This is a genomic window from Agrobacterium sp. 22-3639C2 (genome assembly GCF_053522105.1).
Genome location: NZ_JBNWDB010000005.1, coordinates 475,924 through 491,280 on the forward strand (window position 1 = coordinate 475,924; position 15,357 = coordinate 491,280).

Annotated in this window: 14 protein-coding genes; 12 read left to right on the top strand and 2 right to left on the bottom strand. The window is 58.9% G+C overall.

From position 1 onward, the window contains the following. Positions 1 to 7: 7 nt before the first annotated feature. From ACQZ6D_RS22540 to ACQZ6D_RS22560, 5 genes are all read left to right on the top strand, one after another. A complete protein-coding gene (locus tag ACQZ6D_RS22540) occupies positions 8 to 661 on the top strand; it encodes an amino acid ABC transporter permease (RefSeq protein WP_004431304.1) in 654 nt (217 codons plus the stop codon). Next, on the top strand, positions 654 to 1,376 hold the full coding sequence (locus ACQZ6D_RS22545; protein WP_004431309.1) for an amino acid ABC transporter ATP-binding protein: 723 nt from the start codon (positions 654 to 656) through the stop codon (positions 1,374 to 1,376). The genes ACQZ6D_RS22540 and ACQZ6D_RS22545 overlap by 8 nt, the downstream gene beginning before the upstream one ends. Next, positions 1,376 to 2,617 carry an NAD(P)/FAD-dependent oxidoreductase gene (locus ACQZ6D_RS22550; protein WP_025594922.1) on the top strand — a complete coding sequence of 414 codons (1,242 nt, stop codon included), beginning with the start codon at positions 1,376 to 1,378 and terminating at the stop codon, positions 2,615 to 2,617. Before ACQZ6D_RS22545 ends, ACQZ6D_RS22550 begins: the two co-directional genes overlap by 1 nt. Before the next feature lie 111 nt (positions 2,618 to 2,728). Next, entirely contained in the window at positions 2,729 to 4,438 is a 1,710-nt protein-coding gene (gene lhpI / locus ACQZ6D_RS22555; RefSeq protein ID WP_448730038.1) for a cis-3-hydroxy-L-proline dehydratase, read from the top strand. A gap of 10 nt (positions 4,439 to 4,448) precedes the next feature. Next, positions 4,449 to 5,477, top strand: coding sequence for a trans-3-hydroxy-L-proline dehydratase (locus tag ACQZ6D_RS22560; protein WP_025594919.1), 1,029 nt, complete (start codon positions 4,449 to 4,451; stop codon positions 5,475 to 5,477). A 61-nt stretch (positions 5,478 to 5,538) separates the two neighbouring features. Here the strand turns inward: ACQZ6D_RS22560 and ACQZ6D_RS22565 are convergent, their stop codons facing one another. Continuing rightward, on the bottom strand, positions 5,539 to 6,561 hold the full coding sequence (locus ACQZ6D_RS22565) for a LacI family DNA-binding transcriptional regulator (protein ID WP_019566709.1): 1,023 nt from the start codon (positions 6,559 to 6,561) through the stop codon (positions 5,539 to 5,541). Between the two features lie 157 nt (positions 6,562 to 6,718). Then, positions 6,719 to 7,039 carry a hypothetical protein gene (locus ACQZ6D_RS22570; protein WP_004431319.1) on the bottom strand — a complete coding sequence of 107 codons (321 nt, stop codon included), beginning with the start codon at positions 7,037 to 7,039 and terminating at the stop codon, positions 6,719 to 6,721. 296 nt (positions 7,040 to 7,335) lie between these two features. Between ACQZ6D_RS22570 and ACQZ6D_RS22575 the strand changes: the two genes are divergently transcribed. The 7 genes from ACQZ6D_RS22575 to ACQZ6D_RS22605 all read left to right on the top strand — a co-directional run bounded on the left by ACQZ6D_RS22575 (position 7,336) and on the right by ACQZ6D_RS22605 (position 15,292). Beyond that, positions 7,336 to 8,139, top strand: a complete 804-nt coding sequence (locus tag ACQZ6D_RS22575) for a transporter substrate-binding domain-containing protein (protein ID WP_004431321.1) — start codon at positions 7,336 to 7,338, stop codon at positions 8,137 to 8,139. A gap of 66 nt (positions 8,140 to 8,205) precedes the next feature. Further along, positions 8,206 to 8,910: an amino acid ABC transporter permease gene (locus ACQZ6D_RS22580; RefSeq protein ID WP_004431329.1), complete on the top strand. Its 705-nt coding sequence runs from the start codon at positions 8,206 to 8,208 to the stop codon at positions 8,908 to 8,910. Continuing rightward, a complete protein-coding gene (locus tag ACQZ6D_RS22585) occupies positions 8,907 to 9,566 on the top strand; it encodes an amino acid ABC transporter permease (RefSeq protein ID WP_003505666.1) in 660 nt (219 codons plus the stop codon). Before ACQZ6D_RS22580 ends, ACQZ6D_RS22585 begins: the two co-directional genes overlap by 4 nt. After that, positions 9,547 to 10,278, top strand: a complete 732-nt coding sequence (locus tag ACQZ6D_RS22590; protein WP_004431334.1) for an amino acid ABC transporter ATP-binding protein — start codon at positions 9,547 to 9,549, stop codon at positions 10,276 to 10,278. Before ACQZ6D_RS22585 ends, ACQZ6D_RS22590 begins: the two co-directional genes overlap by 20 nt. A 24-nt stretch (positions 10,279 to 10,302) precedes the next feature. Next, a complete protein-coding gene (locus ACQZ6D_RS22595) occupies positions 10,303 to 11,238 on the top strand; it encodes a 2-hydroxyacid dehydrogenase (RefSeq protein ID WP_173997803.1) in 936 nt (311 codons plus the stop codon). A 340-nt stretch (positions 11,239 to 11,578) separates the two neighbouring features. Beyond that, a complete protein-coding gene (locus tag ACQZ6D_RS22600) occupies positions 11,579 to 13,729 on the top strand; it encodes a putative bifunctional diguanylate cyclase/phosphodiesterase (RefSeq protein ID WP_080850178.1) in 2,151 nt (716 codons plus the stop codon). A gap of 507 nt (positions 13,730 to 14,236) precedes the next feature. Then, positions 14,237 to 15,292, top strand: a complete 1,056-nt coding sequence (locus tag ACQZ6D_RS22605) for a porin (protein ID WP_448730037.1) — start codon at positions 14,237 to 14,239, stop codon at positions 15,290 to 15,292. Positions 15,293 to 15,357: the final 65 nt, after the last annotated feature.

A 15,357-nucleotide genomic window follows, 5' to 3' on the forward strand; every position in this document is an offset into this window, starting at 1 on the left:
GTGCGCCATGTTTGAAACCGCTCTCACCTGGAGTGATCTTGCCTTCCTTGCCAAGGGCGCGGGGATGACGCTTGCCGTCACCGCCGTTGCCGTGACGGCTGGCACCCTCATGGGTATCATCTTCGGTGTCATCCGCTTCCAGCTCGGGGCCTATTGGTCGCTGCCGCTGACCTTCGTGCTGGATGTTTTCCGCTCCGTGCCGCTCCTCATCCAGCTGGTGCTTGGCAATGCCTTCCAGTCGATCGCCAAGCTCGGCTGGCCGCCATTTACCACCTCATGCGTGGTTCTGTCGCTTTATACGGCGGCCTACTGCACCGAGATCGTGCGTGGCGGCATCGAAGCGGTGCCGTCGAACACGCGCCGTGCCTGCCGTTCGCTCGGCATGACCTGGTCGCAGGACATGCGCTACATCGTGCTGCCGCTTGCAACTCGCGTGTCGTTGCCCGCCTGGATCGGCCTGACACTTGGCGTCATGAAGGATTCGGCGCTCGTGCTGTGGCTCGGACTTATCGAGCTTCTGCGTGCCTCGCAGATCCTCGTCACCCGCCTGCAGGAACCGCTGACCATTCTCATGATCTGCGGCGCCATCTATTTCCTTATCAGCTTCCCCATCGCCCGTTTCGGCGGGTATCTCGAAAGACGGTGGTCCCCCAATGATTGAGATCGAAAACGTCCGCAAATCCTTCGGCCCGCTGGAGGTTCTGAAAGGGATCAACCTGACGGTCAACAACGGCGAGGTCGTCACTATCATCGGTGGTTCCGGCTCCGGCAAGTCGACGCTGCTGACCTGCATCAACGGCCTGGAGCCGATCGATAGCGGCAAGATCGTCATCGACGGCACCGAGGTTCATGCCAAATCGACCGACCTCAACAAGCTGCGTCGCAAGGTCGGCATCGTCTTCCAGCAATGGAATGCCTTTCCGCATCTGACGGTGCTTGAAAACGTCATGCTGGCGCCGCGCAAGGTGCTTGGCATTTCGAAAGAGCAGGCCGAGGAAATCGCGGTCAAGCAACTGACCCATGTCGGTCTTGCCGAAAAGCTGAAGGTCTATCCGAACCGCATGTCTGGCGGTCAGCAGCAGCGTATGGCGATTGCCCGCGCTCTTGCCATGTCGCCGGAATATATGCTGTTCGACGAAGTCACCTCAGCGCTCGATCCGATGCTGGTGGGCGAAGTGCTCGATACGCTGAAAATGCTGGCCGACGAGGGCATGACGATGATCTGCGTCACCCATGAAATGGCCTTCGCCCGCGATGTGTCGAACCGTGTCGCCTTTTTCCATCAGGGCGTGATGGCGGAAATCGGCACGCCGGATCAGCTTTTCGGCGCGCCGCAGCACCCCGAGACGCAGAAATTCCTGTCGAGCGTGCGGTAATGTCTGCAAACAATGTCATCGTCATAGGGGCCGGCGTTGTCGGCCTCTCGGCAGCTATTGCCGCGCAGGGACGCGGCCTTTCGGTCACGGTTATCGATCGCGAAGGCCCGGCGGCCGGCGCTTCCGCCGGTAACGCCGGTGCCTTCGCCTTCACCGATATCCTGCCGCTCGCATCCCCCGGCATTCTCTGGAAAGCGCCAAAGTGGCTTCTCGACCCGCTCGGGCCGCTCAGCGTACCGCCTGCCTATGCGCTGAAGATTGCACCATGGATGTTCCGGTTCTGGCGCGCCTGTGCCGCCTCGAAGGTTGAACATTCCACCGCCGCCCAGACGGCGCTGATGGACCTGTCGAAATCTGAACTTGAGCCGTTTCTCAGGAGAACCGACACGATTGCCATGCTGCGCAAGGAGGGCAATCTCCAGGTCTATGAAAGCGAAGCCGAATTCGAAGGCTCGCTTGCCGGCTGGAAGGCGCGCGAGCGTCATGGCATCGAGTTCCGGCACCTCAATGCCGAGCAGATGGCCGAGATACAGCCCGGCATCGCACCGCGTTTCACCTGCGGCACCTTCACGCCCGGCTGGCATTCCATCGCCGACCCGAAGCTCTATACGCTGGCTCTTGCCGAGCATTTCCGCAGCATCGGCGGTCGTATCGAACGTCTCGACATCGCAGCGCTCAGGCCGCTGGAAGACGGTGTGGAAGTGGTGAGCCATGACGGGCGCACTCGCAAGGCCGGCAAGGTGGTGCTGGCGGCGGGCGCATTTTCGCATCGCATTGCCCGTTCGCTTGGGGAAAAAATTCCGCTGGAAACGGAACGGGGGTATAATACCACCCTGCCTTCAGGCGCCTTCGATCTGCGCACGCAGGTGACCTTCGGCGGTCATGGTTTCGTTGTCACGCGGCTTTCGACCGGCATTCGCGTCGGCGGTGCAGTGGAGCTGGGCGGGCTCGAGCTTCCGGCCAATTTCGCCCGCTCCGAGGCGCTTCTCGCCAAGGCGGCAAGTTTTCTGCCAGGCCTGAAAACCGAAGGCGGCAAGCAATGGATGGGTTTTCGCCCGTCGCTGCCCGACAGCCTGCCGGCGATTGGTGCGGCGCGCCACACGGCGCGGGTGGTCTATGCTTTCGGTCACGGCCATCTGGGGCTGACGCAATCGGCCGGCACGGCCCGTATCGTCGCCGATCTACTGACGGGGCAAAAACCCGCCATCGATACAAGGGCATTTTCGCCACAACGTTTCTAGAGAATTTTGGCTTTTCTCCGATACGCAAAAATTCTCTAGTTTTTTTTACGCATTTTCCAGACGCAAAACCGCTACGCACTTTTACTGGAAATGCTTTTGGGGAGATTTTCGATGTCTTCTTCCGGTTCGACAACAGCCGTTCCTCAGGCGCGCAGCATCCTGCCGGGCGCGGCTGAAGGCGTGGTGATCGCCACGACAGAGGCGCTGAGTTTCTGGGGCGGTGTCGATCCCGCCACCGGCAAGGTGATTGACGTGCACCACCCGCTGCATGGCGTCTGTCTCACCGGCGGTGTGCTGTTCATGCCGTCAAGCCGTGGCTCCTGCACCGGTTCGGGCGTTTTGCTCGATCTCATCCTGACGGGCCGCGCACCCTCAGCGCTTGTCTTCTGCGAGGCCGAAGACGTGCTGACGCTCGGCGCGCTGATCGCTTCGGAAATGTTCGGCAAGCCTTTGCCGGTAGTGCGCCTGGACGCGGAGAATTTCGAGCGGCTCTCCCAAGCCTCTCATGTGCGTATCGATGAAAATACCATTGAGGCTGACGGCGTTTCCCTCGCGATCGCGCCGCCTGCGACGACGCATCTCGATCTCAAGAATGACGACAGTGCAATGCTCGAGGGCCGCGACGGCATTGCCGTGCAGCAGGCCATGCGCATCATTGTCGCCATGGCCGCCCAGCAGGGGGCGTCAGCGCTCGTTGATGTTACGCAGGGTCATATTGACGGCTGCATTTATGCCAGCCCCGCCAATCTCACCTTTGCAGAGAAGATGGCGGAGATGGGCGCAAGCGTGCGCGTGCCGACGACCATGAACGCCATCTCGGTGGACAAGGCGCATTGGCGCGCGCAGGGCGTGCCGGAGGATTTCGGCGATCCCGCCGCAAGGCTGGCAGATGCCTATGTACGCATGGGCTGTCGCCCCACCTTCACCTGTTCGCCATATCTGCTCGACAGCGCGCCGCAGGCCGGCGACATGATCGCCTGGGCCGAATCGAATGCCGTGATTTTCGCAAATACGGTTCTCGGCGCACGCACGGCTAAACATCCGGATTTTCTCGATCTCTGCATTGCCTTGACGGGCAGGGCGCCATTGTCCGGCGTCTATCTTGAGGAAAACCGCCGACCGCAACGCATTGTCGATGTCGCTTTGCCTGAGGATATCAATGACGCCTTCTGGCCGCTCATCGGTTATCTCGCTGGCAAGGCAGCCCCCGATTGCATTCCGCTTCTGCGCGGTCTTGGCGCAGCAAAGCCTTCTCGGGATGATCTGAAGGCGCTCTGCGCCGCTTTCGGCACCACGTCTGCGGCTCCCATGCTGCATATCGAGGGCGTCACCCCGGAAGCGGGACTGGAGCCGGTCGAAACGGCGGAAACCGTCACAGTTTCGCTTGCTGATATGGCCGCAGGCTGGTCGCTTCTGAATGAGGGACCAGAGGATGTGCAACTGGTTGCCATCGGCAGCCCGCATGCCTCGCTGGAGGAATGCCGCGCGCTGGCGTCCGCCTTCAACGGACGCAGGCGTGATGCAAATGTTGCCGTCATCGTCACTGCCGGACAGCAGGTCATCGACGCAGCAGAACGGGACGGCACCCTGCAAAGCCTGCATGACAGCGGCGTCCAGGTACTGCCTGATCTGTGCTGGTGCTCGATTTCCGAACCGGTCTTTCCGACCAGGACGCGGGCGCTGATGACCAATTCGGGCAAGTACGCCCACTACGGTCCTGGCCTCAGCGGCCGGGCGGTGCGTTTCGGCAGCCTTGCCGACTGTGTTGAAAGCGCACTGACCGGTCGTGCTATTTCCCGTCTTCCATCCTGGCTTTCCTGAGGAGCACAAAATGCGCAGTATCAAGACAGTTCACGTCATCTCCGCCCATGCGGAAGGCGAGGTGGGTGATGTGATCGTGGGCGGCGTCAGGCCGCCGCCGGGCGAGACGATCTGGGAACAGAGCCGTTTCATCGCCCGCGATGAGACCCTGCGCAATTTCGTGCTCAACGAGCCGCGCGGTGGCGTGTTCCGCCACGTCAATCTTCTGGTGCCGCCAAAACATCCTGACGCGGATGCTGCCTTCATCATCATGGAGCCGGAAGATACCCCGCCCATGTCGGGCTCCAACTCCATCTGCGTTTCCACCGTGCTTCTGGATGGCGGTATCGTGCCAATGCAGGAGCCGGAAACCCATATGCTGCTTGAAGCGCCGGGCGGGCTTGTGAAGGTGCGTGCCGAATGCCGCAATGGCAAGGCCGAACGCATTTTCGTGCAGAACCTGCCGAGCTTTGCCGCGAAGCTCGATGTAGAGCTTGAGGTCGAGGGTCTCGGTACGTTGAAGGTGGATACGGCCTATGGCGGCGACAGTTTCGTCATCGTCGACGCCGAGGCGATGGGCTTCAGCCTGAAGCCGGACGAAGCGCATGAGATTGCCCGTCTCGGCGTGCGCATCACCAATGCGGCCAACAAGGCTCTGGGTTTCGAGCATCCCGAAAACCCGGATTGGCGTCATTTTTCCTTCTGCCTGTTTGCGGGCAAGGTGGAGCGCACCGCTGAGGGCCTGCGGGCAGGTGCCGCCGTTGCCATCCAGCCGGGCAAGGTGGATCGCTCACCGACCGGTACGGCGCTTTCGGCCCGCATGGCGGTGCTGCATGCACGCGGTGAGATGAAAGAAGGCCAGACGCTGACGGCCGTGTCGCTCATCGGTTCCACCTTTACCGGTCGCATTCTGGGAACGACAACGGTGGGCGACCGCCCGGCCATCCTGCCGGAAATTTCCGGCCGCGGCTGGATCACCGGCATTCACCAGCACATGCTTGATCCTTCCGATCCGTGGCCGGAAGGATATCGTCTGACGGACACTTGGGGCGCTCGATAAGGACGATACACCGTACTTCCCTCATCCCTGTGACCAGCACAGGGATGAGGGAGGGAACGCCTCACCCGCCCACCCGCTTCGTCGTCTCGCGCACGATCAACTCGAACCCGACATCCACCCGCGCACCTTCGGGAACGGCAGCGCCTTTTTCCGCTTCCAATATGGAAAGCAGCAATTCGCCCGCTTTGCGGCCGATCATCTGGGCGTCTACACGGATCGTTGAAATCGCCGGATAACATTGCCGGCCGATGTCGAAATCGCCGAAGCCGAGGATGGAAATCTGTTCGGGAACGCGAATGCCGCGACGATGACACTCCATCAGTGCGCCGACGGCGGAAATATCGGAGACCGCGAAAATGCCTTCGACATCCGGCGCCTTCGCCAGCAACGAGCCGAGCGTTTTGGCCCCATGGTCGTAGGAGACTGGGGCGCTGCCCTCGCGGATGATAAGGTCGTCGGCAATGCCGGCTTCGCGAAGTGCAGCACCAAAACCGAGCAGACGGCTTTCGCCGCGCCAGTCTTTTACATCGCCATCCGCACGCGATCCCAGTGCGCCAATTCTCTTAAATCCAAGCGATATTAAATATTTGGCGGCGTTTCTTCCCACTTCGTAGTTGGAAAAGCCTACCGCATGGTCGATGGGATGTTCGGGAACGTCCCAGATTTCGACAATCGGGATGCCGGCGCGCATCAAAACTTCGCTCGCCATCTTGGTATGCACCGTTCCGGCAACGACTATGGCGTCGGGCCGGCGCTCCATCATGGTGCGGATGACGCGCTCCTCCTCCTGGAGATCGTACATGGTATAGCCGATCAGCAGTTGATAGTCGGCGGCGCGCAGAGCATTGGCGAGCCCCTGTGCGCTGTCGGCGAAGTTGGAGTTAGTGAGCGTCGGCAGGATGGCTGTGATGAAATTGGTGCGCCGGGAAGACAGCGAACCGGCGATTCTATCTGGAACATAGCCCAGCTTCTCGATGGCCTTCATCACCTTCTGGCGCGTGTCCTCAGACACCAGCGCCGGATCGGCCAGCACCCGCGAAACGGTCATCTTGGAGACGCCCGCGAGTTTCGAGACGTCGCTCATGGTTGCTTTTTTTGACGTGACTAACGCTGCGGCCAAGGGCGTGCGCTCCACCAAAGCATGTCTCCCTGAATTAGAACCGGTTCAGGACAAGACATACACGAAGATATCAAGGGAAAGCACGCCGCATGATTGCAGATCGGTGCGGCGTGCACCGGATTTATGCGATGCGACGGTAGACGAGGTGATAGAAACGCCCGTCGCACATGCTCATCATCTCGTCCGTCAGCACCCGGCCTTCCAGTCTGACCGGCGAAACCAGCGCTTCTTCCACAGCCTCAATCGACGGATAGTCGATTTCCTGCACCATAATGATGGCCGCCGCGTCCGGGTCCGTACGCTCGGTGCGCATGACGCGCACGGCCTGCGCGTTCGGCATGCGTTTCCAGACCGGCAGAAGCTTTTCCTCGACAATGCGGAAAAACTCCTCCTCCCGACCGGCGTGGATCTTGCCTTCAAAAATTGCCGAGCGTGTATACATGGTTCCCTCCCGAATGAATGCCCGATGCAACAGTTCTGTAGATCGGACTTGCAATGATACCGATAACATGCATTATTGATCCTGCCAAGAACGCGAAATGGTGTCGACCAGAGGAAAATCGATAACCAGCCAAAATCATTGAATTTCATAGGGAATTCTAACAGTTTTGGATCTTCGCGTATTCTTGGGAGGAGTTTTTTGCAAATCGGGTTGAAATGTTATCGAGAACATTTTTCGGTTTGCGCAAAGGCCGCTGTTCCCGTGCGGACGGCAAATAAAGGGTTGGAGGAGAAACCATGAGCATTTCCAGATTTTTGAAGAACATGACCGTCGCAGTCGGTGTTGCCGCAGCAACGCTTGCCGCGACCACTTCGGCCCATGCCGTCTCGCTCAGCGAGATCACCGCGCGCGGCAAGGTCAAGATCGGCGTTCTCACCGGCGCGCCGCCGATGGGTATGGTGGATGAGAAGGGCAATCCTTCCGGATATGACGTTGATGTCGCCAATCTGATCGGCTCTTACCTGTCGCTGCCGGTCGAACTGGTGCCGCTGACGCCGCCGGCCCGCATTCCGGCGCTCCAGACCGGCAAGGTCGATTTCCTTGTCGCGACGCTCGCCCCGACCGGTGAACGCGCCAAGACCGTCATGTTCACGCAGCCCTACAGCGCCTTCAACATGGACATCATCTCCGGCAAGGACCAGAAATTCGAAAATCTTGATAGCCTCAAGGGCAAGCGCGTTTCGGTCAATCGCGGTTCCTCGCAGGAAACCGCGCTGCGCAAGGCCAATGTCGAAGGTCTCGAAATCGTCGTCTACGAAGACGATTCCACCAGCGCCCAGGCTCTGCTTGCCGGTCAGGTGGATGCCGTCGCCCTGCCGTCCACGGTGGGTGAGGCGATCATCAAGCAGCGTCCGGAAGCCGGTCTGCAGGTCGGTTTCACCTTCTTCCAGCAGGGCAATTCCATGGCGACGAAGATTGAGGATTTCGAGCTGCGTCAGTGGCTGAACACCTCCATCTATCTCATGAAGATGTCGGGCGATCTCGACCGCATCTCGGTGAAGTGGACCGGCCGTCCGCTGCCGCAACTGCCAAGCTTCTGATTGAGCCATTCAACGCGCCCGCCGGGAGAAATTCCGGCGGGCCGGGAAATGTCCACGGAGTGACGCATGTCCTATACATTTCAATTCGGCGCACTTGCCCAATATCAGAACGAATTGTTGAGCGGCATATGGCTGACGATCAAGCTATCGGTCCTCTCCATCGTGCTCGGTTGCGCTTTCGGCATTCTTTTAGCCTCGCTGCGTTCCATCAATGGCGGCATCGTCCGCATCATCGTGGACGGCTATGTTGAGGTGATCCGCAACACACCATTTCTGGTGCAGCTTTTCATCGTCTATTTCGGTCTGCCGGGGCTCGGCTTTCGCGTTGGAGCCGATACGGCAGCGCTGATCGGCATGACGATCAATCTTGCCGCCTATTCCACGGAAATCATCCGCGCCGGCATCGAGGCGGTGCACAAGTCGCAGATCGAGGCGGGCGAGGCTCTGGGCTTCACCAAATATCAGATCTATCGTCATGTCATCATCGTGCCTGCCATCGCCAAGGTCTATCCGTCGCTGTGCAGCCAGTTCGTGCTGATGATGCTGGCATCGAGCATATGTTCGGCCATCTCCACGCATGAGCTTGCGGCCGCCGCTGCCTTCGTGGAATCGCAGACCTATCGCTCCTTCGAGGTCTATATCGTCGTCACGCTCATCTATCTTGCGCTGGCGCTCAGCCTGCGGCTCATCCTTGCCCTTGTCGGCATGTGGCTGTTCGGCCGCCGCGTGGCGCGCAAGACGATGACCGCCTTGCCGGAGGTGCAGTCATGACACTCAGAACTTTCGGCTGGAACGAGTTCGGCTTCCTGCTCACCGCTCTGCAATGGACCGTGCTTCTGACGATCATTGCGCTCATCGGCGGCGGCCTCGTCGGTTTCTTCGTGGCGCTTGCCCGCACCTCGGATCTGAAGGCGCTGCGTATCGCTGCCGGCACCTATATCCAGGTCATCCAGGGCATTCCGGTGCTGATGATCCTGTTCCTGTCCTATTACGGCCTAAGCCTTGCCGGACTTGAACTGCCACCGCTGATTGCCGCCGGCGCATCGATGACGATCTATACGTCGGGTTATCTCGCCGAAATCTGGCGCGGCTGCATCCAGGCGGTGCCGAAGCAGCAATGGGAGGCGTCGGAGTCGCTGGCTCTCACCCGCGCCCAGCAATATCGCTACGTCATCCTGCCGCAGGCGATCCGCATTTCCCTGCCGCCGACCGTCGGTTTTGCCGTTCAGGTCGTCAAGAATACGTCCATCGCATCGATCATCGGTTTCGTCGAACTGGCGAGAGCGGGGCAGCTTATCAACAATGCCACGTTCCAGCCGTTCCGCGTCTTCGTCGCGGTGGCCGTGCTTTATTTCATCGTCTGCTACCCGTTGTCCCAGCTATCTCGTTGGCTGGAAAGGAGGCTTCATGCCGGAAGTAATCGTTGAAAACGTTCACAAGAGCTTTGGCGCTCTGGAAGTCCTCAAAGGCGTGTCGCTGACGGTCGGCCGTGGTGAAGTTTTCGCCCTCATCGGCCGCTCCGGCTCGGGCAAGAGCACGCTGCTGCGCTGCATGAACGGGTTGGAGAAGATCAATTCGGGCCGCATCGAAATCGCCGGCCATGCGCTGGGCGGAGATGCCACTGCGCTGCGCAAGCTGCGCACCGATGTCGGTATCGTGTTCCAGAGCTACAATCTTTTCCCGCATCTGACGGTCGGCGAAAACATCATGCTCGCTCCGCGTATCGTCAAGGACGTGGCAAAGTCGGAAACGAAGGACATTGCCCGCGAGGTTCTGCAACTCGTCGGCCTGTCGGAGAAATTCGATTCCTATCCCGACCAGCTTTCCGGCGGACAGCAGCAGCGTGTGGCGATTGCCCGTTCGCTTGCCATGCGGCCGAAGGTGATGCTGTTCGACGAGGTTACCTCTGCACTCGATCCCGAACTGACGGAGGAAGTGCTGACGGTCATGGAAAACCTCGCCAAGGGCGGCATGACCATGATCCTTGTTACCCATGAAATGGCCTTTGCACGCCGTGTGGCGACCGAAACCATCTTCATGCACAAGGGTAAGATCTGGGAACAGGGCCGCTCGGCAGAACTCTTCGCCAATCCGCAAACACCTGAACTCCGGCAATTCGTCAAGGCCGATGTGAAATAGCGCCTGATCCACAAGGACATATCCATGACTACTGAAATCGTACAACTGTGCCCGCTGATCCCGGCACTGGAACAAGAACTCGCGCAGCGCTTCACTGTTCATCGCCTGTTTGAGGCGGCAGACAAGGCGGCGTTCCTTTCTGAAAAGGGTGCTGCAATCCGCGGCGTCGTCACCGGTGGCCATATCGGCCTTCCGGCGGATATCGGCGCCGCACTCCCCAATCTCGAGATCGTCGCCATCAACGGCGTCGGTTTCGACAAGGTGGATCTGGCGGAAGCCAAGCGACGCGGTTTCCGCGTTTCCAACACACCGGATGTTCTGACGGCGGATGTCGCTGACCTCGCGCTCGGTCTTGTTCTGGCGCAGGCGCGCAAGCTGCCGCAGGCTGACCAGCATGTGCGCACGGGGCAATGGCTGAAGGGTGATATGGGTCTTTCCACCCGTGTGGCCGGCCGCCGCTACGGCATTTTTGGCCTCGGCCGCATCGGTCAGGCGATCGCCAAAAGACTGGAAGGCTTTGATGCGCGCATTTCCTACACCGCCAGAAACCGTCGCGATGTTCCCTATGATTATCACGACAGCATCGAAGCGCTGGCCGCCAATTGCGACGTGCTGATCATCGCCGCCGCCGCCACCGCCGAAACGCGTCATATCGTCAATGCGGATGTGCTGAAGGCTCTCGGTCCCCAGGGTGTGCTCGTTAACGTGGCGCGTGGTTCGCTTGTGGATGAAAAGGCACTGGTCGAGGCGCTCTCGAGTGGCACGATCGGTGGCGCAGCGCTTGACGTCTTTGAAGATGAGCCACGTGTGCCGGAGGCGCTTTTCACCTTCGAAAACGTCACGCTCGCGCCGCATATCGGCAGCGGCACGCACCAGACCCGGCGCGCCATGGCCGATCTGGTTCTCGCCAATCTCGACGCGCATTTTGCCGGTAAAGAGCTCCCCACACCTGTCGTGTGATGGATAAGCAATTGACGGTTGCAGTCAAACGCTGCAGCCGTTGCAGCTCATGAGATTGGCTACGAAGTCCTGCAGCTCACGGTTCAGTGCTATGAAGTATTGAATGGGAAACGCTTGTTTCACGGCGCAGATGCGCCGTGGCTCAATGCGGGCTCAAGGCCGGTATGTTGCAGGAGAGGTTTTGCCTTTGCCGACAATCTGATCGCGCGGTATTTGTCGCGCCATTTCGCTTCAATCCCCCGCCGCCGTTCATATTTATATAATATGTATAATCCTACTATTCTGCTTCCTTATACAGTAACGAGGCGGATAGTTGCGTTCCAAAGGCCAGAAGTCACGCTTGCAGAACCGGCCGCCGCGGACGAAGTCCGATGCGCCGCCATCCGACCGGCATGCGCTGCTTGAAGCGATGATCGATCATGTGCCGGATTTCATCTACGCCAAGGACCTGGAAGGCCGCTTTCTCTTCGCCAACCGTGCCATCGTCACCGAAAACGGCTTCGACACAGTCGAGGAACTGATCGGTCTCACCGATTACGATATTAACGGCGATGCGGCGCAGCGTGCCGGCATTCCAGAGACCGAGGCGCGGGTGATGCGCACGGGAGAGCCGGATCTCGGTTTTGAGGAACGCGCAATGCGCGGCGATATCGACCGCTGGCTGATGATGTCGCGCGTGCCGCTTAAGGACAAGAACGGCGCGATCATCGGTGTGGTTGGTGCATCCAGGGATATTACCCAGAAGAAAGCCTCGGAGCGACTGCTCCAGGCGCAGGCGCATATTCTCGAAATGATTGTTGGGGCGGCGCGTATCGAGGATTTTCTCGAAGAATTCGTGAAGGCCATCGAAAACCTCGCTACGGGTCTTGCCTGCGCTGTTCGCGTGTTCGATGCCGCGGCCGGCGAACCCTCAGTCTATGCCTCACCGGCGCTTTCACAGCATGCGGGGGTGACAGCACTCATCTCCAGCGTCAGCGATCCCGAAAGCCTGACCTATCCCGCCGGTAATGTGGCCTTCAGTTTCGATATTCCCGCCAGCGAAGGCAATGCGCACGGTTTCGTGTGGTGCATGTTGGCGGGCCGCAAACCGGATGCGGGGCTTCTGGAGTTCATCGCCGCCGCCGCGCGCATGGCGGGTCTTGCGATCGATCGCAAACGGGCGGCGGAACATATCGCGTTTCTTGCCGATCACGACATGCTGACACGGCTGCCCAATCGCCGCTTTCTGGATACGAGACTGCCGGAGATACTGGCAGCATCGGCAAAAGCGAAGCGGCATGTCGGCATCGGCTTTCTTGATCTCGATAATTTCAAGCAGATCAACGATACGCTCGGCCACAGCGTTGGCGATGCTTTGTTGTCCAAAACGGCTGAGCGCATCTCGCGCAGTCTCGGTCGAAACGATCTGGTGCTGCGGGTGGGCGGGGATGAGTTCGTCATCATCCTGCATAAGCACAAGGACGATTTCGAAAGCCGCCTGCAACATATCCGGGCTGCGGTCTCGCAGCCGCTGCGCCTTGGCAACTACGATATCAAGGTCACATGCAGCATTGGCATGGCATTTTTCCCGGAGCACGGGGAAACCACGGCGGAAATTGTCGCTGCGGCCGATCTTGCGATGTATGAGGCCAAGCATAGCGGGCGAGATGGCATTGCAACCTTCACGCCGCGCATGGCGGATGATCTGAGAAAGAAGTTCACCCGCATCGAGGAATTGCGCAAGGCGGTGGAAAGGGACGAATTCGTTCTACACTATCAGCCGCAGGTCGACCTTCTGACCGGTCGCATCAGCGGCGTGGAGGCGCTGGTGCGCTGGCAGCACCCGGTGGAAGGTCTGCTCGGCCCCGCGGAATTCATCGGCCTTGCGGAAGAAACCGGCCTGATCGTGGAACTTGGGGAAAGCGTTCTGAAGAAAGCCTGTCTTCAGGCGCAGGCATGGTGCAATGCCGGGCTGCCGCCCGTCAAAATGGCGGTCAATATTTCACCCAGGCAATTTCAGGGCGGCCTTGTGGAGCAGATCAGGTCTGCGCTCACGCAATCCGGCCTTGCACCGTCTCTGTTGGAAATTGAGATCACCGAAACCCTCATCATTCAGGATGTGGAAACATCCGTGCGGATCATGCGCGTCATCAAGGAGATGGGCGTCAGCCTGGCACTGGATGATTTCGGCATTGGTTATTCCTGTCTCGGCATGCTCAAGACCTTCCCCCTGTCGTGCATGAAGATAGATCGGTCGTTCCTCACCCATCTGCCGGAAAAAACCAAGGACAGCGCCATCGTCTCCATCATGATCCAGCTTGCGGGGTCTCTGGGCATCGATGTCATTGCCGAGGGCGTCGAGACCGGCGAGCAGGCAGCGTTTCTGCGCGCTGCCGGCTGCCCCTATGGTCAGGGTTATTACTTCAGCCGCCCGGTGCAGGCGGATGCGATCGAGGCAATGTTGGGGACTATGATGACTTTCCCCGCTGGTCTATCGAACGACAGGCAATAATTCCCACCTCGGTGGCCTGCCTCTAACCGGATTCGCCGGGCGCGAATTGGCGGAAGGCACGTTGCGCTGTCTTTGCCGCATAGTGTCGGGAGGGAGTGCGGCTATATCACCCGTCTTGCGACCCCACGCGGCATTAAAAGCCCGCATCCCCTCATCTTCATCCATGAAACTTGATGCCTTTCCCAAGCGATTGCGGGATTGGGCGCAAGTTTGCTCTAGTATTATAATTCAAAAATATTAGAAATAATTTGCGCTATAACTAAGTAATAAATATCGAAATCACCAAATAAAACATTTATGTATTATATATTAATCTGTTAATTTGTTGTATTTTTACTACGTGATTTGAATGTATTCTATAAGTGTATTTGTATTCTTTAGATTTGAATTGCGAGTCTCCCGTAATTTCTGCCATTTGCTGAATCAGCGCAGAGAAGCGGGCGGCAGGGAAAAGACCAGCCCTCGGTTTTGCGCATTCGTTGAAAAATTTTTGACTGGAGATTAAAAATGAACATCAAGAGCCTCCTCATCGGCTCCGCTGCCGCTCTCGCAGCAGTATCCGGCGCACAGGCCGCTGACGCTATCGTCGCTGCCGAACCCGAGCCCATGGAATATGTTCGCGTCTGCGACGCCTTCGGCACCGGCTTCTTCTACATCCCCGGCACCGAAACCTGCCTGAAGTTCCAGGGCTACGTTCGCTTCCAGACCGACTTCGGCCGTGACAAGGCTGGCAAGTCTGATTGGGACGCATTCACGCGCGCCCAGTTCGAAGTTGACACCCGTACCGACACTGAACTCGGCGCTCTGCGTGGCTTCATCGGCCTGCGTGGTGATGCTGATACCGGTTCTGCCGCTGCTTCCACCACTTCTGGTTCCAGCGACAAGGGATCCGCAGTTTTCGTTCATCAGGCCTTTATCGAAATCGCCGGCCTGAAGGTCGGTAAGTTCCTGAGCTGGTGGGATGATGGTCTCTCCGGTGAAACGGACGATGTGGCGACCAACGCTTTGTTCAATTCCGTTCGTTACAGCTATGAAGCGGGTTCTTTCTGGGCTGGTGTCTCGGTTGACGAACTCGAAGGTATCGCGGTCGGCACGTTTAACAAGAACAACAACACAAGTAACAATGTCGGCGTCGTTGTTGGCGCTGGCGCGAAGATCGATAGCGTCTCTCTTCAGCTCATCGGTGGTTATGACACTGACCGCGAAAACGGCTCTGTTCGCCTGATCGCAACAGCTGGTGTTGGTCCTGGCACGTTTGGCCTGTCTGGTATTTGGGCTTCCGGCGCAAACGCTTACTACAATGCTTCCGAGTGGGCTGTTGCTGCCGAATACGCCATCAACGCAACCGACAAGCTGAAGATCACCCCCGGCTTTCAGTACTACAGTGGCTACGGCCTCGTCTCGTTCGACAAATTCTCGAACAACGACGCCTGGAAGGCTGGCCTGACGGTTGACTACAAGATCACGGACGGCCTCTCGGCAAAGGTTGCTGCAAACTACCTCGACGTCGACACCAAGCCTGAAGCCTGGACCGGTTTCGTTCGCCTGCAGCGCGCATTCTAATAGCCATAAGAAAAAAGCCCAAACCGGGTTAGATGACTCAGATCCACCCCGCTCTTGAGCGGGTG

What these genes read in the sequence shown, in the direction of transcription:
- ACQZ6D_RS22575 (WP_004431321.1), top strand. Translation starts at nt 7,336, where the DNA reads ATGAGCATTTCCAGATTTTTGAAGAACATGACCGTCGCAGTCGGTGTT.
- ACQZ6D_RS22585 (WP_003505666.1), top strand. Translation starts at nt 8,907, where the DNA reads ATGACACTCAGAACTTTCGGCTGGAACGAGTTCGGCTTCCTGCTCACC.
- ACQZ6D_RS22565 (WP_019566709.1), bottom strand. Translation starts at nt 6,561, where the DNA reads ATGAGCGACGTCTCGAAACTCGCGGGCGTCTCCAAGATGACCGTTTCG.
- ACQZ6D_RS22550 (WP_025594922.1), top strand. Translation starts at nt 1,376, where the DNA reads ATGTCTGCAAACAATGTCATCGTCATAGGGGCCGGCGTTGTCGGCCTC.
- ACQZ6D_RS22570 (WP_004431319.1), bottom strand. Translation starts at nt 7,039, where the DNA reads ATGTATACACGCTCGGCAATTTTTGAAGGCAAGATCCACGCCGGTCGG.
- ACQZ6D_RS22605 (WP_448730037.1), top strand. Translation starts at nt 14,237, where the DNA reads ATGAACATCAAGAGCCTCCTCATCGGCTCCGCTGCCGCTCTCGCAGCA.
- ACQZ6D_RS22540 (WP_004431304.1), top strand. Translation starts at nt 8, where the DNA reads ATGTTTGAAACCGCTCTCACCTGGAGTGATCTTGCCTTCCTTGCCAAG.
- ACQZ6D_RS22595 (WP_173997803.1), top strand. Translation starts at nt 10,303, where the DNA reads ATGACTACTGAAATCGTACAACTGTGCCCGCTGATCCCGGCACTGGAA.
- ACQZ6D_RS22590 (WP_004431334.1), top strand. Translation starts at nt 9,547, where the DNA reads ATGCCGGAAGTAATCGTTGAAAACGTTCACAAGAGCTTTGGCGCTCTG.
- ACQZ6D_RS22545 (WP_004431309.1), top strand. Translation starts at nt 654, where the DNA reads ATGATTGAGATCGAAAACGTCCGCAAATCCTTCGGCCCGCTGGAGGTT.
- ACQZ6D_RS22580 (WP_004431329.1), top strand. Translation starts at nt 8,206, where the DNA reads ATGTCCTATACATTTCAATTCGGCGCACTTGCCCAATATCAGAACGAA.
- ACQZ6D_RS22560 (WP_025594919.1), top strand. Translation starts at nt 4,449, where the DNA reads ATGCGCAGTATCAAGACAGTTCACGTCATCTCCGCCCATGCGGAAGGC.
- lhpI (WP_448730038.1), top strand. Translation starts at nt 2,729, where the DNA reads ATGTCTTCTTCCGGTTCGACAACAGCCGTTCCTCAGGCGCGCAGCATC.